This is a genomic window from Acidovorax sp., assembly GCF_046314175.1.
In the GTDB taxonomy this organism is placed as follows: Bacteria; Pseudomonadota; Gammaproteobacteria; order Burkholderiales; family Burkholderiaceae_C; genus Acidovorax.
On sequence record NZ_JBKBXG010000039.1, the window covers coordinates 1 to 17,508 of the forward strand.

A 17,508-nucleotide genomic window follows, 5' to 3' on the forward strand; every position below is an offset into this window, starting at 1 on the left:
CGCGGGCGGCATGCTCGGGCATGACGTGCGCCATGAACTGCTGCGCCTGTTCGTAGATGTCGTCGGTATCGATGAGGATGTCACCGATGTCGTTGTTGAAGTAGTCGCGGATCGCGCGGATGACGAGCGACGATTCCTGATAGATCAGGAAGGCGCCCTTGCCGCCCTTGCCTGCACCGTCGATCGCAGTCCAGAGCTTGAGCAGGTAGTTCAGGTCCCACTGCAGCTCGGGCGCTGTGCGGCCGATGCCGGCGGTGCGCGCGATGATGGACATGCCGTTGGGGTATTCCAGCTGGTCCATCGCCTCCTTGAGCTCGGCGCGGTCTTCGCCCTCGATGCGGCGCGAAACGCCACCGCCACGGGGGTTGTTGGGCATCAGCACCACATAGCGGCCAGCCAGCGAGACGAAGGTGGTCAGGGCTGCGCCCTTGTTGCCGCGTTCTTCCTTTTCGACCTGGACCAGGAGCTCCTGGCCTTCTTTGATCACTTCGTTGATGCGCGCCTGGTTGGGCGAGACACCGGGGGTGAAATAGCTGCGCGAGATTTCCTTGAACGGGAGGAAGCCGTGGCGGTCTTCGCCGTAGTCGACAAAACAGGCTTCCAGCGAAGGCTCGACGCGCGTGACGACGGCCTTGTAGATGTTGCCCTTGCGCTGTTCGCGCCCTTCGATTTCGATTTCGTAGTCGAGGAGTTTTTGTCCGTCGACGATGGCCAGGCGCCGTTCTTCAGGCTGCGTGGCGTTGATGAGCATCCGCTTCATGATGCGTTTCCTTCTTGTGTTTCGCGGTCGGCAGCGGCGCAGCTCCCAAATCAACAGGGAGGGCTGCAGCGGGCTGCCACCCGCAGTTCCAAACCAATAACAAGCTCTACAGGAGCTGTGAATGCCTGGACTGACGCATCGAAACGAAGGGAATTGCCGGGAATGCCAAGGGTCTGCCGAGCGCTAGCGCGGCAGTGAAAGGCAGGGGCGCGTGGATGGGGGCGAGTGAGAGTGGCGCAGCTTTGCTATTGAAAAAATAGCTGTTTGCGCTTGCTGGACGGGCGCTGGGGCCGGATTGGAGCGCGCAGCCGGGGGCAACAGCCACCGCCACAAGGTCACCATCCATGCCATCAACAACCACATGCTCGCTTCGATCCGCTGGCAGACCGCGCCCGGGTAGGGAGCATCTGCCAGCTTGGGGGATTCCGTATCAGTGTTTCAATCTGTCAGCCCGCCGCACGGTGCACAGGCCACCACAGGCATCTGGCCTGCAATCTGCGTGTACAACGCCCGTTGGCATCGACCTTCCTGCGCCAATGCAAGGGTTGTGTGGACTAAACTCCAGACAAATCAACCACTTACATAGCAACGCGCAGGTGAAACACATTATAGGGGGCAAACCGCTGTCCCACCCCGCCCCGGCTATCACCCCGCCCGCAGCGCGTCTTGTCGAGGTCGACGAAGACTCTGCAGGCCAGCGGCTCGATAACTTTTTGATACGCCACTTGAAAGGTGTGCCAAAAACGCATGTCTACCGCATCATCCGCAGCGGCGAAGTGCGCATCAACAAAGGCCGGGCGAGCGCCGATACACGCGTCGAAACTGGCGACGTGGTGCGGCTGCCACCCGTGCGCATCTCCGACAAAGTGGCCGAGAAGGCCGAGCGTCCCGCGCCTGCGCGTGAGTTCCCGGTCCTGCTCGAAGACGAGCACCTGATCGCCATCGACAAGCCTGCAGGCGTGGCCGTGCATGGCGGCAGCGGTGTGAGTTTTGGCGTGATTGAGCAGTTGCGCCAGGCCCGCCCACAAGCCAAATTCCTGGAACTGGTGCACCGGCTCGACCGCGACACCTCGGGCATTTTGCTGGTCGCCAAGAAGCGGTCAGCGCTCACTCACTTGCAAGACCAGTTCCGTGAACGTGAGACCGGCAAGACCTATCTGGCCCTGGTGACGGGCGCGTGGCCCGCCAACAAGAAAGTCATTGACCTGCCGCTGCACAAATACCTGCAGGAGGACGGCGAGCGCCGCGTGCGCGTGACCACGGCCGACGACCCGGACGGAATGCGCTCCATCACGCTGGTGAAAGTGCGCAGCACCGTGCCAGCGCGCACCACGTTGGGGCTGCCCGCTATGTCGCTGCTGGAGGTCACAATCAAGACTGGCCGCACCCACCAGATCCGCGTGCATCTGGCCAGCCAGGGGCATGGCATTGTGGGGGACGACAAATACGGCGATTTCGACCTGAACAAGCGCCTGCTCAAGCATGGGATGAAGCGCATGTTTCTTCATGCCTGGCGGTTACAGTTCAACCACCCCTCCTCGGGCGAGCGTGTCGCCTTGAACGCCGAGTTGCCGCCCGAGCTGGCCGATTTTCTGCTCCCCGCCTGAGAGGGCGTGAACTATCCCCCATGTCTGCCAAAACCTCCCGACCCCGCCGCTTTGACCTGATCGCCTTTGACTGGGATGGCACACTATTCGACTCCACCGCCATCATCGTGCGCTGCATCCAGGAAGCGGTGCGCGACGTGGGCGGCACGGTGCCTACAGACAAGGAGGCCTCGTATGTGATTGGCATGGGTCTGATGCAGGCGCTCGCCCATGCCGCCCCCGATGTGCCGCCCGAAAAATACACTGACCTGGGCAACCGCTACCGCTTTCATTACATCCAGCACCAAGACGACCTGAGTCTGTTTGACGGTGTGCTGCCCCTGCTGAACGACTTGCGCGAGCGAGGCCATTTGCTCACGGTGGCCACAGGCAAAAGTCGGCGCGGACTGGACGAGGCCCTGCATTCGGTGCAGCTCAAGGGCGTGTTCGATGGCTCGCGCACGGCCGACCAGACTGCGGGCAAGCCGCACCCGCTGATGCTGCAGGAGCTGATGGCGGAGTTCGACGTGGCTCCCGAGCGCTTGCTGATGATCGGGGATACCACCCACGACCTGCAGATGGCCGTCAACGCGGGTTGCGCCAGCGTTGGCGTCAGCTACGGCGCGCACGAGCCCGACGTATTCCACGTGCTCAATCCCCTGCATGTCGCCCACTCGGTGCGCGAACTGCACGACTGGCTGTTGCAGAACGCCTGAGCAGCAACGCTGAACCGGATCGAAGAACCCTATGCCGCCGCTTCCCGACCAAGCCATCGCGCTGTGCAATAGCAGCGAACTGATCGACGGCGGTTCAGCGATTCCCTTCGATGTGATCTATGCGGGTCAGACCTGCCGGGCGTTTGCCATCCGCTACCGGGGTGTGCCCCATGCGTATCTGAACCGTTGCACGCATGTGGCCATGGAGATGGACTACCAGCCCAACCGTTTTTTTGACGACACCGGCCTGTGGCTGCTGTGCGCCACGCACGGGGCGGCATATGTGCCCGACACCGGCCAATGTGCCGGTGGCCCGTGCCGTGGGGGATTGGTAAAAATTGTTTTGTCAGAAAGCGATGGTGTGGTGCACTGGCATACTGCGCACCACCTACAACCCGTAGAGTTCTAGAAAAATCTAGATGAATTACCCTTATTCGCCGACGCCTGCTGCGTCCGCCTAGCGCCAGGACGCACGACATGACCGACCCCCAGCAGCCCGGCTCTTCGGGTTTTGACCCCAAAAGCAATCCAGCGCCCGACCTATGGGCGCAAGCAGCTACAAATTCAGGAGCAGCATCTGTGAGTGATTCATCGCGTGAACCCGGTTGGGAGCGTGCCACGCTGGAAAAGCTGGCCTTCTCGGCGCTCAATGAACAGCGCAGTGCCCGCCGCTGGAAGATTTTCTTTCGCCTGGCCTGGTTGCTACTGGTTGTCGCCGTCGTCTTTGTGGCCCTGAGCCAGTCGTCACCTGGCACTAGCAAGAGCGCTCCGCACACCGCCGTGGTCGACATCAAGGGCGAAATCGCCTCCGGCGCTGAAGCCAGCGCTGAGTTTGTGGTGGCCGCCATGCGAAGTGCGCTAGAAGACGAGGGCTCGCAAGCCCTGGTGCTCCTCATCAACTCGCCTGGCGGCAGCCCCGTGCAGGCCGGCATCATCAATGACGAAATCATTCGTTTGAAGGCCAAGCACAACAAACCGATCTACGCCGTGGTTGAAGAAACCTGCGCCTCGGCAGCCTATTACATTGCTGCAGCCGCCGACGAGATTTTTGTCGACAAGGCCAGCATCGTGGGCAGCATTGGAGTGCTGATGGACGGCTTTGGCTTTACAGGCACCATGGAAAAACTAGGTGTGGAGCGCCGCCTGCTGACCGCTGGCGAGAACAAGGGATTCCTCGACCCGTTCAGTCCCCAAACCGAGGCACAGCGCGCCTATGCGCAAACCATGCTTGACCAGATCCACCAGCAGTTCATCGCCGTGGTGAAAGCAGGGCGCGGCGACCGCCTCAAGACCACGCCCGATACCTTCAGCGGCCTGTTCTGGACCGGTCAGCAGGCCGTAGAGATGGGCTTGGCCGACAAACTGGGCAATCTGGATTACGTTGCTCGCGAAGTCGTCAAGGCCGAAGACGTCATCGACTACACCCGCCGCGACAATGTGGCAGAACGTTTGGTCAAGCGCTTTGGTGCCGCAATGGGTATGGGCGCGGTCAAGTCGCTGTCTGTGGCTGGGCCTCAGTTGCGCTGACTCTGCGGTCTTATAAGCATTCAAAAAAGCCCCGGGGGAGATTTCATCCGGGGCTTTTTTGTGGGTGTGCGGCGGGGCAGGTCTTTGGAATCGCTCTGGCCTGTGGGTATGGCCGCGGGCAGATGTCTCGTTTGCCTAAATATTAATAAAATATGGCCTTAGCGCTTGTCCAGTAAGCTCTAGTAGCTATATAAATCATAGTGGTAGAGCCCGCCAGGTGGTTCGCTAACGTCCCAGCGCAAAAACGATGGGAGTGCGGTTGTCTGGCGGTGCGGGCTGCTGACGCCATTGATGCACCAGTTTGCTGTGAATGCGGGCAGAGGGCAGTGTCAGCCCGCTGGCCAATGCCAGCCGCGTCTGAGGCTGCAGTGTCTGCACCAAGGCCTGCCACAAGGCGGCATTGCGGTACGGGGTTTCTATAAAAAGTTGCGTTTGGCCCGTCTTGTTGGCAGTGGACTCAAGGTCCTTGATGCGCTGGGTGCGCTCTTGCCCGTCCTGAGGAAGGTAGCCCACAAAGGCGAAGTTCTGCCCGTTCAGGCCGCTGCCGGCCAGCGCAAGCAGCAACGATACCGGTCCCACCAGTGGTACCACGTTGATGCCCAGATCGTGCGCGGCGCGGACCACCGAGGAGCCCGGGTCGGCCACGGCAGGCATGCCGGCCTCGCTGACCAGGCCGATGTCGTGCCCGGCGAGTGCGGCGGCCAGCAGCGGGCGCGCATCAAATGGAGCCGACCCTTTGTCGCCGTGGTCGCCTTTTTTGTGGACTTCGCGGGGCAGCTCGGTGATCTGTTGTTGCTGCAACAGTGCAGCCAGGGGATGCAGGGCGTCGATGCGCTTGAGGTAGGCGCGGGTGCTCTTGGCGTTCTCGCACACCCAGTGGGTCAGTCGCGCGGCCGTCTGCAATGTGGCGACTGGCAGGGCGTCCTGCAGCGGGGCTAGGGTGTCGCACCCGAAGTCGAGCGGGGCAGGAACCAGGTACAAAGTGCCCGTGGCCGATGGAGTGCTGTTGGCTGCGGGCTGGTTCATGGCAGCACCAACCCGGCGGCGCGCAGCATGCGGCAGGTGCGTATCAGCGGCAGGCCGATGAGCGCGGTCGGGTCGTCGCTCTGGATCGCGTCCAGTAGCGCAATGCCCAGGCCTTCGCTTTTCGCGCTGCCTGCGCAGTCATAAGGCTGTTCGGCACGCAGATAGCGCTCAATTTCTTCGTCCGACAGGTCGCGGAATGTGACTTTTACTGGCGCCAGGTCCACCTGTTCAAACCCTGTAGCGCTGCACACCACCGCCACAGCGGTCTGAAAGACCACCGTCTGCCCGCGCATTTGGCGCAATTGCAGCACCGCGCGCTCGTGTTCGCCGGGCTTTCCGAGGGGCTCGCCTGCCAGATCGGCCACCTGGTCAGAGCCAATGACCACCGCGTCCGGATGGAGTTGGGCCACGGCGTGGGCCTTGGCCAAAGCAAGGCGCAGCGCCAGGGCGCGTGGAGCTTCGCCAGGGAGTGGTGTCTCGTCCACATCCGGGGCGGCCACATCAAAAGGCAGGTTCAATCGCTGAAGCAATTCACGCCGGTAGCGCGAGGTAGAGCCCAATACCAGAGGGCGTTGCAGGGAGGGGGATTGATGCATGCGCCGATTCTCTTACACTGCCGCCATGACCAAGGAATTCTCCCCGCAGCGCCTCGATGTAAAAGCCTTCGCACAGGCGGGCGGGCGACTGTCAGGGCATGAGTCGCTTTTGAAGTACGAGCGCCTTGCCCAGGAGGCCAAGGGTTTGCACCCCGACTTGCTTGTGGACTGGGAAGCGGTGGGGGAAATGCGCACTGCGCTGGGCGGCATGGGCCAGGTATGGCTGCGCATCAAGGTGCGTGCGAGCTTCCCTATGGAATGCCAGCGCTGCCTGACGCCGGTGGATGTGCCGCTGGAGGTTGACCGCGAGTTTCGTTTTGTGGCCGATGAAGCCACGGCCGAAGCGCTGGACGATGAGAGTGAAGAAGACCTGCTCGCCATGAGCCGCGAGTTTGATCTGCATGAACTGATAGAAGACGAGTTGCTGATGGCTTTGCCGGTGGTACCCAAGCACACGGAATGCCCCACCGCCGTGCCGCTTGCTTCGTCAGACGATGACTTTGAAGAAGCCAGCGCCGAGAAACCCAACCCATTTGCTGCACTGGCAGGCCTGCGCAAGGATTCGAAGGGCTGACTTCACAGTCTTTCGCAGACCCAAAAATCATTTGGGTTATAATCGTGGGCTCCACGCGAACCCCATCGTGTCTATATGGGCTGATCGCGTTTTTACCAACCTATTCCAGATCAGGAGCCATCATGGCCGTTCAGCAAAACAAAAAGTCCCCTTCCAAGCGCGGTATGCACCGCTCGCACAATGCCCTGAATGTGCCAGGCATTGCAGTGGAACCCACCACCGGTGAAACACACCTGCGTCACCATATCAGCCCCAACGGTTTCTACCGTGGTCGCCAGGTGCTGAAGAACAAGTCTGAAGCCTGACCTTCGCCCTATCCAAAGGCCCGTTGCTACTGAAACCGTAGCGCGGGCCTTTGTTTTGACCGTCGTATTTATTTTTCCGGCCCGTCTGGCCGGCCGGACAAGTCGCCCATGATCACACTGGCTGTTGACTGCATGGGGGGCGACCATGGCCCCCGCGTCACGCTCGCGGCGTGCCGCCAGTTTCTCGACCTCCACCCTGATGCCCGTCTGCTGCTTGTTGGCCTGACGGAAAGCCTGCAGGCGTTTTCGCACGACCGTGCCACCATTGTCCCCGCCTCTGAAGTGGTGGCCATGGACGACCCGGTGGAGGTCGCTCTGCGCAAGAAGAAGGACTCTTCCATGCGTGTGGCCATTCAGCAGGTCAAGGACGGCGCTGCATCGGCGGCGGTTTCTGCTGGCAACACGGGTGCGCTGATGGCCATTGCCCGCTACCTGCTCAAAACGCTGGACGGCATTGACCGGCCTGCCATTGCCACCCAGTTGCCGAATGCCCAAGGCGGTGCCACCACGGTGCTGGACCTGGGGGCCAATGTGGATTGCTCGGCAGAGCACCTGCTGCAGTTTGCAGTGATGGGTTCTGCGTTGGTGTCAGTGCTCAAGGATGTGGATGAGCCGACGGTGGGGCTGCTCAATATTGGTGAAGAGGTCATCAAGGGCAGCGAAGTCATCAAAAAAGCAGGTGAACTGCTGCGTTCTGCTGCCAATTTGGGTGATTTGAATTTTTATGGAAATGTCGAAGGCAATGACATTTTCAAGGGCACAGTGGATATCGTTGTCTGTGACGGCTTCGTGGGCAATGTCGCGCTGAAGGCGAGCGAGGGTGTGGCATCGATGGTCATCGGGGGGCTCAAAACAGAGTTTTCTCGCAACATCTTCACCAAAACAGCGGCGATCATTGCGTATCCGGTACTAAAAGCGCTGATGAGTCGCATGGATTACCGCCGCTACAACGGCGCGGCGCTGCTGGGGCTGCGTGGGCTGGTGTTCAAGAGTCACGGATCGGCCGACGCCATGGCGTTCGAGCAGGCGTTGAACCGGGCGTATGATGCAGCCCGCAACAACCTGCTCGACCGTGTCCGGACCCGGATTGCGCATGCGGCGCCCCTCCTGGTGCCTGCTGATGCCCAGCCCAAGCCTGGCGTTGCGGCGACGACACACTAGATGAGACGCTATTCCCGCATTACCGGCACCGGCAGCTATCTGCCACCCCGCCGGTTGACCAACGCCGATCTGGTGGCCGAACTGGGCCAACGCGGCATCGAAACTTCAGACGATTGGATCGTGGAACGCACGGGCATCCGGGCGCGCCACTTTGCGGCGCCGGATGTCGCAAGCAGCGACCTGGGCCTGGAGGCCGCGCGCAACGCTTTGCAGGCGGCCGGGCTGCAGCCCGCAGGCATCGATCTGATCATCGTGGCCACATCGACACCGGACATGGTGTTCCCTTCGGTGGCCTGCATTCTGCAAAACAAGTTGGGCGCCAATGGCTGCCCTGCGTTTGATGTGCAGGCAGTGTGCAGCGGTTTTGTGTATGCCTTGTCCATCGCGGACTCCATGATCCAGACCGGCGCCGCCAACCGCGCCCTGGTTGTTGGCGCCGAGGTGTTCAGCCGCATTCTGGATTTCAACGACCGCACCACCTGTGTGCTGTTTGGTGATGGCGCGGGAGCGGTTGTGCTTGAAGCTTCGGAAACGCCCGGCATCTTGTCGAGCGACCTGCATGCCGACGGCAAATACGTTGACATCCTGTGCGTGCCCGGCAACGTGGCCGGTGGTCAGGTGCTGGGTGATCCCGTACTCAAAATGGACGGGCAGGCGGTTTTCAAGCTGGCGGTGGGGGTGTTGGAAAAGGCGGCGCACGCAGCGCTGGCCAAGGCGGGTCTGACCGAGGCCGACATTGACTGGCTGATTCCGCACCAGGCGAACATCCGCATCATGCAGGGGACGGCCCGCAAGCTGAAGATGTCTATGGACAAGGTGGTGGTCACGGTGGACCAGCACGGCAATACCTCGGCCGCATCGATTCCGCTGGCACTAGACCATGCTGTGCGCACCGGTCAGGTCAAGAAGGGCGAAACCCTGTTACTCGAAGGAGTGGGTGGAGGTTTCACTTGGGGTGCTGTACTCCTGAAGTTATAGCTGCTAGCGCTTGCAGAATAAGCGCTAGAGGTTAATTTCATTCATATTTCTGGATTTTTCATGAAGTCTTTTGCATTTGTCTTTCCCGGACAGGGCTCGCAATCGGTCGGGATGCTTGATGGCTGGAGCGACCACCCGCTGGTGGTGCAGACCGTGCAGGAAGCATCGGATGCGCTGGGCGAAGACGTTGGATTACTGATCAAGGAAGGCCCCAAGGAAGCGCTCGCGCTGACCACCAACACCCAGCCCGTGATGCTGGTTGCAGGCGTTGCGGCATGGCGCGTCTGGCGCGCCGAGGGGGGCGATGCCCCGGTGGCGGTCGCAGGTCACTCATTGGGGGAGTATTCGGCGCTGGTAGCTGCGGGGGTGTTGACGTTGGCGCAGGCCGCCCCATTGGTGCGCCTCAGAGGGGCTGCCATGCAAGAGGCTGTACCCGTGGGCACAGGGGCAATGGCTGCCATCTTGGGTATGGATGCTCCCAAGGTCATTGCTGGGTGTCAGGAGGCGGTAGCCTCTTTTGGCCCCGGATCGACCGAAGTGGTCGAGGCGGTCAATTTCAATGACCCCATACAGACAGTGATCGCTGGCACCAAAGCCGGCGTGGACAAGGCCTGTGAAGTGCTGAAGGCGGCGGGTGCCAAGCGCGCACTGCTTTTGCCGGTGTCGGCACCGTTCCACTCCAGCCTGATGAAGCCTGCTGCCGAGAAGCTGCGCATTGCGTTGGCGGATGTCGCCCTTGCTGCGCCGCAGATTCCGGTCGTCAACAACGTGGACGTGGCCGTGCAGCAGGATGCCGATGCGATTCGTGATGCGCTCTATCGCCAGGCTTTTGGCCCGGTACGCTGGGTGGAGTGTGTGCAGGCGCTCAAGGGGCGCGGCGTCACTCATCTTATTGAATGTGGCCCCGGCAAGGTGCTGGCGGGCCTGACCAAGCGCATCGACCCAGAACTGGTCGGCGCAGCGTTGTTTGACATGGCCACCTTGGCCGAGACCCGGGAGTTGTTGGCATGACGGAATCCACACAGGCAGCAGCGCAAGTGGCGCTGGTCACCGGCGCATCGCGCGGCATTGGTGCCGCAATTGCGCTTGAGCTTGCAGTCAGGGGCTACCAAGTGGTCGGGACCGCGACCACGGACGAGGGCGCTGAACGCATTACCAAGGCCTTGGCGGCCTACCCGAACTGCCGGGGTGCCAATCTGAACGTGAATGACGGGGCTGCCATTGAGGCATTGATGGACTCCATCGTCAAGCTGCAAGGTGGTTTGCACGTGCTGGTGAACAACGCGGGCATCACGCGTGACACGTTGGCCATGCGCATGAAGGACGATGACTGGGATGCGGTGCTTGATACCAACCTCAAGGCTGTTTTCCGGATGAGCCGCGCAGCGATTCGCCCGATGATGAAGCAGCGTTTTGGGCGCATCATTAGTATCACCAGCGTCGTGGGCGCATCAGGTAATCCTGGTCAGGCCAACTACGCTGCCGCCAAGGCTGGCGTTGCGGGCATGACCCGTGCGCTGGCCCGTGAGCTGGGCAGCCGCAGCATCACCGTCAACTGCGTGGCACCAGGTTTCATCGAGACCGACATGACCGCCAGCTTGCCCGAAGAGCAGCAAAAAGCCCTGCAATCGCAGATCGCTTTGGGTCATCTGGGCAAGCCTTCGGACATCGCACACGCGGTCGCCTACCTCGCCTCGCGAGAGGCTGGCTATGTGACGGGGCAGGAGTTGCACGTCAATGGCGGCATGTACATGTAGTTGAGAGAAGTTAACGCCGGTTCATCCGGACGGCGGGCTGCTTAGGGGCTTCTCCTTAAGCAGCTAGAATCGCGGATTCATTCACAACCCCCAGAGGGAAACCATGAGCGATATCGAAGCACGCGTCAAAAAAATCATTGCCGAACAACTCGGTGTGGAAGAGTCCCAAGTCACCAATGAAAAGGCCTTCGTGGCAGACCTCGGTGCCGACTCGCTCGACACGGTGGAACTGGTGATGGCACTGGAAGACGAATTCGGCATCGAGATCCCCGACGAAGACGCCGAAAAGATCACCACGGTGCAGAACGCCATCGACTACGCCAACAACCACCAGAAGGCCTGAGCGGCGCACTGCGCCTGACTCAAGCGATCAGCAGAAGGTTTTTTACGCATGAGCCGTCGTCGCGTTGTCGTGACTGGCCTGGGTTGTGTCAGCCCCGTGGGTAACACGGTGGCCGATTCCTGGGCCAATCTCCTTGCCGGCCAATCCGGCATTGACCTTATCACCAAGTTCGATGCGTCGAACTTCGCCTGCAAAATTGCGGGAGAGGTCAAGGGTTTAGACCTGGAGTCGTACATCAGCGCCAAGGATGCGCGCGCGATGGATTCCTTCATTCACTTTGGTATTGCTGCGGCCGCGCAGGCCGTCCAAGACGCCGGATTGCCAACGGGCGAGGCGCTCGACGACGAGTTGGCCACACGCATCGCATGCGTGATTGGCTCGGGCATCGGCGGCCTGCCGCTGATCGAAAACACCCACGCAGAGCTGGTCAGCCGCGGGCCACGGCGCATCACGCCGTTTTTTGTGCCTGCCTCCATCATCAACATGGTGGCTGGTCATGTGTCCATGCGTTTCGGCTTTAAGGGGCCGAACCTTGCCGTTGTGACTGCCTGTACCACAGGCCTGCACTGCATCGGCGAGGGCGGGCGCATGATCGAGTATGGAGATGCCGACATTGTGGTGGCCGGTGGCACCGAAGCAACGGTCTCCCCGCTCGGTATCGGTGGCTTTGCCGCCATGCGTGCCCTGTCAACCCGCAACGATGACCCCAAGACAGCGTCTCGCCCTTGGGATAAAGACCGGGACGGTTTTGTGCTGGGTGAGGGGGCTGGTGTCATGGTGCTGGAAGAGTACGAACACGCGAAAGCCCGCGGTGCGAAGATTTATGCCGAGCTCAGCGGATTTGGCATGAGCGCTGACGCCGGTCACATGACCGCCCCCAACATGGATGGTCCACGCAGGGCCATGCTCAGCGCCTTGCGCAACGCAGGTGTCAACGCGGATCAGGTGGATTATTTGAACGCGCACGGCACATCCACGCCGCTGGGCGACCTGAATGAAACCAACGCAATCAAGGCAGCCTTGGGTGACCATGCCTACAAGACCGTCATCAGCTCCACCAAGTCCATGACGGGCCATTTGCTAGGTGGTGCGGGCGGGATAGAAAGTGTTTTCACGGTGTTGGCTCTGCACGAGCAGAAGGTGCCGCCCACTATCAACCTGTTCAACCAGGACCCCGAATGCGATCTGGATTACTGCGCCAATACAGCGCGGGATATGAAGATCGATGTGGCCGTCAAAAACAACTTTGGTTTTGGTGGCACCAACGGGACGCTGGTTTTCAAGCGCGTCTGAACGCACTGAATTCCCTTGCGGTTATCGGTATGGCGCGAGATTTGTATGCGCCCGATGCCGCCTTTGAGCTGGGTGCGCTCACCCTCATTGCGTCGCCGCTGTGTATGTCAGGTCCGGGTCGTGTCGCATGACCCGGGTATCGCGGCGTCCGCCTCCCGTTTCCTATGTGCTGCGACGCAGTGCTGCATTGGCAACGGTGTTAGCTTCTTTGCTTCTTGTTGGCTTCGGTGCCTTGGTACTTTGGTCTGTTCAAGGGACCGGATTGTCGTATTGGCCCATGTTTGTTGGCTGGGCGCTGTGGGGCTTGGCTGTGGCCATGGCTTTGCAATGCTGGCGCAGCCAGTTCTGTGGTGTTTTGCGCTGGGACGGGCTCCATTGGCAGCTGGACACTTTACAGCCGCATGGCGTGTCCAGGGCACTTTCCCAAGCCCCTGAAGTCCTCGTAGACGTGCAGACTCACCTTTGGGTCTGTGGAACGCCTGTAGGCCATGGTCGCATCTGGCTGTGGTTGGAACGGTCCAGCCAGCCAGAGCGTTGGATGGACTTGCGCCGTGCGGTATATTCGCGCGCCAGACCGGGCGCTGACAACGCTGACGAAACCGCCCCGGCTAACAGCCGTGGGGCGTGAATCCCGAGTATCCATGACTGTAATTCCGCCGACCCCTCCCGAAGACAGCGATCTCCAACTGGTGGAGCGCACGGTAGCGGGCGATCAGCGCGCCTATGAGTTACTGGTCATCAAGTACCAACGCCGCATCGAACGCCTCATTGGTCGCATGGTTCGCGATACCGACCTTATCCCGGACATCGCGCAAGAGACGTTCATCCGCGCCTATCGAGCGCTCCATCAGTTCCGCGGGGACGCGCAGTTTTACACCTGGCTTTATCGGATTGCCGTCAATACCGCCAAAAAGGCGTTGATGGACATGAAGCGCAATCCGGTCATCTCCGAGAACTCCCTGCGAGGCAATGACGACGATGATGAAACTTCCCGCCTGGGACATGAACTAATCAGCGAAGAAACGCCCGAAACCGTATTGGCCGCCCGAGAAATTGCGCAGGCGGTGAACGCAGCGATGGAGGCCCTTCCTGACGATTTGCGCCAAGCTGTAACGTTGCGCGAGATAGAGGGGCTGAGTTACGAAGAGATTGCAACGGCGATGGGTTGCCCTATTGGCACTGTGCGGTCTCGGATTTTCAGGGCGCGTGAAGCGATTTCAGCGCGCGTGCGCCCCTTGCTTGAAAACCAGTCAGGCAAACGATGGTGAGGTGATGGAATGAACAAGGCTGTATCAGGTCCAGGTAACGACGGGTCTTTGGATAACACCATGATGATCGACGAATCGAGTAAACGTGAACAGCTGTCTGCGTTGGCAGACGGTCAATTGCAGGGCGATGAATGGCGTGATGCTGTCTCTCTTGCGTGCGAGGAGCAGGGCCAGGAGACGTGGGCGCTTTATCACATGGTGGGTGACGTTTTACGCTCTTCGGATCTGGCGAAACCTGCTGACCCTGCTTTCTTGGCGCGCTTGCGCGACCAGTTGGCGCACGAGACGGCTCCACAACGATCCGTCGCGACAGTTGTCGGAGTGGTTGCGGCACCAGGGGTGGAGACGGCGGCCAATGCTTCGGTCTTTCGGTGGAAGATGGTCGCAGGTTTTGCGTCCCTGGCGGCCGTTGCGGCTATTGGCTGGACATCGTTGGCCACGCTGCAGGCCGGGGGGCAAGCGCCCGGAGGGCAACTGGCATCTGTACCTGAGCGTGCTGCGGTACCCGCTGCGCCGCTGGTGGCTGTATCGGACAGCGACGATCAGCAGGTCATGATCCGGGACCCACGGCTAGACGAACTGCTGGCAGCCCACAAACAATTCGGCAGCACGTCTGCGCTGCAGATGCCTGCTGGATTTTTGCGCAACGCTACGTTCGAATCTCCGGGCCGTTGATCGGGATGCTGCGCACAGACCTTGGTGTTGAGAGCGTGTGATGCACACATTTGGACTGGCCAAAACAATTGTACTTTTGCGATATTTGCGGACTAAGTCACTGCTTGGACTTGTTTTTTCGGGCATTTATTTGTCTTTGGCAGTAGCGGGGCCTGCATTAAGTGCCAATGGTCAAGGTGCGGGTGAGGTACTAGCGCCCGCGGTCGAGCGTGACGTGGCCCAGTGGATTGAGCGTATGCGTGTTGCTCCGTGCAGTCGACCCTATGCGGGTACCTTCGTCGTGCTGTCATCGTCTGGGTCCATGGCCAGCTCGCGCATTTGGCACGCATGCGAGGGTGATCAGCAATTGGAGCGTGTGGAAGCGCTCAGCGGCACACCACGCACAGTCTTTCGTCGCAATGATGAGGTGCGTACATTTTTGCCGCAGTCGCGTGTCGTCCGCACGGATCACCGAGAACCCTCTGGCATTTTTCCTCGTGTGCCCGTCGTCAGTGGCGCCTTGATTTCGCAGTTTTATGGTGTACGTCAGCTGGGGCACGAGCGTGTAGCTGGTCATATAGCAGACGTGCTTTGGTTGAAGCCGCAGGACTCTCTGAGATTCGGATACCGGTTGTGGAGCGAGCGCGACACGGGCCTGGTCGTGAAGCTGCAAACGCTGAGTGCAGATGGCCGGGTGCTGGAGCAGGCAGCGTTCTCTGAGCTGGATTTGAACTCACCGATCCGTGCCGACCAGCTTTCCCGAATGATGGATGCCACGGCAGGTTTTAAACTGGTAACGCCCACGGTGGTGAAAACCACCGCTGCGGCAGAAGGCTGGGCCTTGCGGCAATCCGTGGCCGGGTTTGTTCCGGTGAGTTGCCATCGCCGTACCGTCTCAACCAGTGACCAAGCACAGAGCGTGTTGCAGTGCCTGTACTCGGATGGGCTCGCTTCCGTGTCTTTGTTTCTGGAGTCTTTTGATCCCGAACGCCATCCAGCCCACTCGCAGTTTTCCAGTATGGGGGCAACACATTTGCTTTCGCAGCGTGTGCCTCCCGATGCCTGGCTGACGGCAGTCGGCGAGGTACCTCTTCAAACGCTGCACCTTTTTGCCGGCCAGTTGGAGCGTATACGCTGATCTCCCGGGCTGTCGGCGTGCTGCGCTTTGCGCGACATATCTGGCGCAGTCGACACGAGTGGCTGTCGGATGCGTGCAGGGAGCGGGGAACCAAATGACAACACACTCTTCACAATGACACACAGTTTGTTGACAGCAGTCGCACAGCTCACGAAAGGTTGATGATGCCAAAGTTTTATTTGAATACGCTGCGCTCCGTAGCGCTCGCGGGTATGTTTGCCGGGGTCTCCAGTGTGTTGGTGTTGCCGCATGGAGCGGCGTTTGCGCAGCCTGCAGCAGCGGTGCGTGGGCTGCCAGACTTTACCGACCTGGTGGATCAGGTGGGGCCGTCTGTGGTGAATATCCGGACGGTGGAGAAAGCATCTGGCCGGGGCAACGCAAGCGGCATGGATGAAGAGATGTTGGAGTTCTTCCGTCGGTTCGGTGTGCCGATTCCCAACGCACCCCGTCAGCAGCGTCCGCAGCGGCCTCAGCAAGAGGAAGATCCTCAGCCCCGTGGTGTGGGGTCCGGTTTTATTCTGACCGCTGATGGCTTTGTCATGACCAATGCGCATGTGGTGGATGGCGCCGATGAGGTCATCGTCACCCTCCCCGACAAGCGTGAGTTCAAGGCCAAAATTGTGGGCGCCGACAAGCGCACGGATGTGGCCGTGGTCAAGATTGAAGCAACGGGGTTGCCTGCGGTCAAAGTGGGCGACGTCAGTCGCTTGCGCGTAGGTGAATGGGTGATGGCCATCGGGTCGCCGTTCGGTTTGGAGAACACGGTCACTGCAGGCATCGTGAGTGCCAAACAGCGTGACACCGGTGACTACCTTCCCTTCATCCAGACTGATGTGGCCATCAACCCCGGCAATTCTGGCGGGCCACTGATCAACATGCGTGGAGAGGTTGTTGGCATCAACAGCCAGATCTATTCGCGCTCCGGCGGCTTCATGGGTATCTCATTTGCCATCCCGATGGACGAAGCCATCCGCGTGAGTGAACAGTTGCGTGCAACCGGCCGCGTGACGCGCGGGCGAATCGGCGTGCAAATTGGTCAAGTCACCAAGGACGTGGCCGAATCCATTGGCTTGGGCAAGGCGCAGGGCGCGCTGGTCACTGGTGTTGAAGCCGGTTCCCCTGCTGACAAGGCCGGGGTTGAGGCGGGTGACATCATCACGCGTTTCGACGGCAAACCGATTGACAAGGTAGCAGACTTGCCGCGGCTGGTGGGCAACACCAAGCCTGGTAGCAAGAGTACGGTGACGGTGTTCCGCCGCGGTACCTCGCGTGACCTGGGCATCACGATTGCAGAGATCGAGGCCGAGAAGCCTGCGGTGGCGAAAGCCCCTGAGCGCGAAGAAAAGCCCAAAGCGTCGGCCGCTGCACAACAAATTGGCTTGGCAGTGACGGAGCTGACGGATGCCCAGAAAAAAGAGCTCAAGGTACGTGGGGGTGTTGCCGTTGCAGCCGCAACAGAAGCTGCGGCCAGAGCGGGTTTGCGCGAAGGCGACATCATCTTGTCGATTGCCAACACCGAGATCACCGGAGTCAAAGATTTTGAAGCTGCTCTGAGCAAAGCGGACAAGAGCAAGCCGGTTAACGTTCTGTATCGCCGAGGCGAGTGGGCGCAATATGCGCTTATTCGCCCCGCCCGCTGAACCTGGATATGTCCGCCCTGGGTAGCTGGTACCTCTGAATCCCCCTGCGCGTTGGGGGTATTCGGCTGCATCAGGCTCCCCAGAGGAGACCCGTTTTTTCTTTTTCCTTTGGGTTTAGACGTTAGCTTTTGCTAACTTAGAAATACTCTTTCAACCGAATTCGATAGAATAGGGCTCCCTGTTCGA

At 60.3% G+C, this 17,508-nt stretch carries 19 protein-coding genes; 16 read left to right on the top strand and 3 right to left on the bottom strand.

The features are described 5' to 3' along the window. A partial coding sequence (locus ACK4OE_RS12770; protein ID WP_409885188.1) for a ribonuclease E/G occupies window positions 1–760 on the bottom strand: 760 nt, incomplete at its 3' end. Window positions 761–1,356: 596 nt separating this feature from the next. Between ACK4OE_RS12770 and ACK4OE_RS12775 the strand changes: the two genes are divergently transcribed. The 4 genes from ACK4OE_RS12775 to ACK4OE_RS12790 all read left to right on the top strand — a co-directional run bounded on the left by ACK4OE_RS12775 (window position 1,357) and on the right by ACK4OE_RS12790 (window position 4,589). Further along, window positions 1,357–2,367: an RluA family pseudouridine synthase gene (locus tag ACK4OE_RS12775; protein WP_409885189.1), complete on the top strand. Its 1,011-nt coding sequence runs from the start codon at window positions 1,357–1,359 to the stop codon at window positions 2,365–2,367. Window positions 2,368–2,387: 20 nt separating this feature from the next. Beyond that, complete coding sequence (locus ACK4OE_RS12780; RefSeq protein WP_305617243.1) at window positions 2,388–3,062, top strand: HAD family hydrolase; 675 nt, start codon at window positions 2,388–2,390, stop codon at window positions 3,060–3,062. A gap of 31 nt (window positions 3,063–3,093) precedes the next feature. Beyond that, window positions 3,094–3,471, top strand: a complete 378-nt coding sequence (locus tag ACK4OE_RS12785) for a Rieske (2Fe-2S) protein (RefSeq protein WP_409885190.1) — start codon at window positions 3,094–3,096, stop codon at window positions 3,469–3,471. Between the two features lie 68 nt (window positions 3,472–3,539). Further along, window positions 3,540–4,589 carry a S49 family peptidase gene (locus ACK4OE_RS12790; protein ID WP_409885191.1) on the top strand — a complete coding sequence of 350 codons (1,050 nt, stop codon included), beginning with the start codon at window positions 3,540–3,542 and terminating at the stop codon, window positions 4,587–4,589. 225 nt (window positions 4,590–4,814) lie between these two features. On the opposite strand, the gene ACK4OE_RS12795 is transcribed toward ACK4OE_RS12790, so the two are convergent. Beyond that, window positions 4,815–5,615, bottom strand: a complete 801-nt coding sequence (locus ACK4OE_RS12795) for an SAM-dependent methyltransferase (protein WP_409885192.1) — start codon at window positions 5,613–5,615, stop codon at window positions 4,815–4,817. Further along, window positions 5,612–6,211 carry a Maf family nucleotide pyrophosphatase gene (locus ACK4OE_RS12800; protein WP_409885193.1) on the bottom strand — a complete coding sequence of 200 codons (600 nt, stop codon included), beginning with the start codon at window positions 6,209–6,211 and terminating at the stop codon, window positions 5,612–5,614. Before ACK4OE_RS12800 ends, ACK4OE_RS12795 begins: the two co-directional genes overlap by 4 nt. Window positions 6,212–6,236: 25 nt before the next feature. On the opposite strand from ACK4OE_RS12800, the gene ACK4OE_RS12805 reads away from it, so the two are divergent. From ACK4OE_RS12805 to ACK4OE_RS12860, 12 genes are all read left to right on the top strand, one after another. Then, window positions 6,237–6,785, top strand: a complete 549-nt coding sequence (locus ACK4OE_RS12805; RefSeq protein WP_305617233.1) for a YceD family protein — start codon at window positions 6,237–6,239, stop codon at window positions 6,783–6,785. Window positions 6,786–6,907: 122 nt separating this feature from the next. Then, window positions 6,908–7,090: a 50S ribosomal protein L32 gene (rpmF, locus tag ACK4OE_RS12810; RefSeq protein ID WP_005794249.1), complete on the top strand. Its 183-nt coding sequence runs from the start codon at window positions 6,908–6,910 to the stop codon at window positions 7,088–7,090. 108 nt (window positions 7,091–7,198) lie between these two features. Then, a complete protein-coding gene (plsX, locus tag ACK4OE_RS12815) occupies window positions 7,199–8,251 on the top strand; it encodes a phosphate acyltransferase PlsX (protein WP_409885194.1) in 1,053 nt (350 codons plus the stop codon). After that, entirely contained in the window at window positions 8,252–9,229 is a 978-nt protein-coding gene (locus ACK4OE_RS12820; RefSeq protein WP_409885195.1) for a beta-ketoacyl-ACP synthase III, read from the top strand. It begins immediately after the preceding gene. Window positions 9,230–9,289: 60 nt separating this feature from the next. Further along, on the top strand, window positions 9,290–10,240 hold the full coding sequence (gene fabD, locus ACK4OE_RS12825; protein ID WP_409885196.1) for an ACP S-malonyltransferase: 951 nt from the start codon (window positions 9,290–9,292) through the stop codon (window positions 10,238–10,240). Next, window positions 10,237–10,986: a 3-oxoacyl-ACP reductase FabG gene (fabG, locus tag ACK4OE_RS12830; protein ID WP_409885197.1), complete on the top strand. Its 750-nt coding sequence runs from the start codon at window positions 10,237–10,239 to the stop codon at window positions 10,984–10,986. The genes fabD and fabG overlap by 4 nt, the downstream gene beginning before the upstream one ends. 103 nt (window positions 10,987–11,089) lie before the next feature. Beyond that, a complete protein-coding gene (acpP, locus tag ACK4OE_RS12835) occupies window positions 11,090–11,329 on the top strand; it encodes an acyl carrier protein (RefSeq protein ID WP_056646241.1) in 240 nt (79 codons plus the stop codon). Window positions 11,330–11,377: 48 nt separating this feature from the next. Further along, complete coding sequence (gene fabF, locus ACK4OE_RS12840) at window positions 11,378–12,622, top strand: beta-ketoacyl-ACP synthase II (protein ID WP_409885198.1); 1,245 nt, start codon at window positions 11,378–11,380, stop codon at window positions 12,620–12,622. A gap of 641 nt (window positions 12,623–13,263) precedes the next feature. Beyond that, complete coding sequence (rpoE, locus tag ACK4OE_RS12845) at window positions 13,264–13,890, top strand: RNA polymerase sigma factor RpoE (protein WP_409885199.1); 627 nt, start codon at window positions 13,264–13,266, stop codon at window positions 13,888–13,890. Window positions 13,891–13,953: 63 nt separating this feature from the next. Next, on the top strand, window positions 13,954–14,565 hold the full coding sequence (locus tag ACK4OE_RS12850; protein WP_409885231.1) for a sigma-E factor negative regulatory protein: 612 nt from the start codon (window positions 13,954–13,956) through the stop codon (window positions 14,563–14,565). A 40-nt stretch (window positions 14,566–14,605) separates the two neighbouring features. Beyond that, complete coding sequence (locus ACK4OE_RS12855; RefSeq protein ID WP_409885200.1) at window positions 14,606–15,682, top strand: MucB/RseB C-terminal domain-containing protein; 1,077 nt, start codon at window positions 14,606–14,608, stop codon at window positions 15,680–15,682. Between the two features lie 161 nt (window positions 15,683–15,843). Further along, window positions 15,844–17,322, top strand: a complete 1,479-nt coding sequence (locus tag ACK4OE_RS12860; RefSeq protein ID WP_409885201.1) for a Do family serine endopeptidase — start codon at window positions 15,844–15,846, stop codon at window positions 17,320–17,322. Window positions 17,323–17,508 lie beyond the last annotated feature (186 nt).

Excerpts from the sequence above, each read along its gene's own strand:
- ACK4OE_RS12780 (WP_305617243.1), top strand. The coding sequence starts at position 2,388 with ATGTCTGCCAAAACCTCCCGACCCCGCCGCTTTGACCTGATCGCCTTT.
- ACK4OE_RS12785 (WP_409885190.1), top strand. The coding sequence starts at position 3,094 with ATGCCGCCGCTTCCCGACCAAGCCATCGCGCTGTGCAATAGCAGCGAA.
- ACK4OE_RS12790 (WP_409885191.1), top strand. The coding sequence starts at position 3,540 with ATGACCGACCCCCAGCAGCCCGGCTCTTCGGGTTTTGACCCCAAAAGC.
- ACK4OE_RS12795 (WP_409885192.1), bottom strand. The coding sequence starts at position 5,615 with ATGAACCAGCCCGCAGCCAACAGCACTCCATCGGCCACGGGCACTTTG.
- ACK4OE_RS12800 (WP_409885193.1), bottom strand. The coding sequence starts at position 6,211 with ATGCATCAATCCCCCTCCCTGCAACGCCCTCTGGTATTGGGCTCTACC.
- ACK4OE_RS12805 (WP_305617233.1), top strand. The coding sequence starts at position 6,237 with ATGACCAAGGAATTCTCCCCGCAGCGCCTCGATGTAAAAGCCTTCGCA.
- rpmF (WP_005794249.1), top strand. The coding sequence starts at position 6,908 with ATGGCCGTTCAGCAAAACAAAAAGTCCCCTTCCAAGCGCGGTATGCAC.
- plsX (WP_409885194.1), top strand. The coding sequence starts at position 7,199 with ATGATCACACTGGCTGTTGACTGCATGGGGGGCGACCATGGCCCCCGC.
- ACK4OE_RS12820 (WP_409885195.1), top strand. The coding sequence starts at position 8,252 with ATGAGACGCTATTCCCGCATTACCGGCACCGGCAGCTATCTGCCACCC.
- fabD (WP_409885196.1), top strand. The coding sequence starts at position 9,290 with ATGAAGTCTTTTGCATTTGTCTTTCCCGGACAGGGCTCGCAATCGGTC.
- fabG (WP_409885197.1), top strand. The coding sequence starts at position 10,237 with ATGACGGAATCCACACAGGCAGCAGCGCAAGTGGCGCTGGTCACCGGC.
- acpP (WP_056646241.1), top strand. The coding sequence starts at position 11,090 with ATGAGCGATATCGAAGCACGCGTCAAAAAAATCATTGCCGAACAACTC.
- fabF (WP_409885198.1), top strand. The coding sequence starts at position 11,378 with ATGAGCCGTCGTCGCGTTGTCGTGACTGGCCTGGGTTGTGTCAGCCCC.
- rpoE (WP_409885199.1), top strand. The coding sequence starts at position 13,264 with ATGACTGTAATTCCGCCGACCCCTCCCGAAGACAGCGATCTCCAACTG.
- ACK4OE_RS12850 (WP_409885231.1), top strand. The coding sequence starts at position 13,954 with ATGATCGACGAATCGAGTAAACGTGAACAGCTGTCTGCGTTGGCAGAC.
- ACK4OE_RS12855 (WP_409885200.1), top strand. The coding sequence starts at position 14,606 with ATGCACACATTTGGACTGGCCAAAACAATTGTACTTTTGCGATATTTG.
- ACK4OE_RS12860 (WP_409885201.1), top strand. The coding sequence starts at position 15,844 with ATGATGCCAAAGTTTTATTTGAATACGCTGCGCTCCGTAGCGCTCGCG.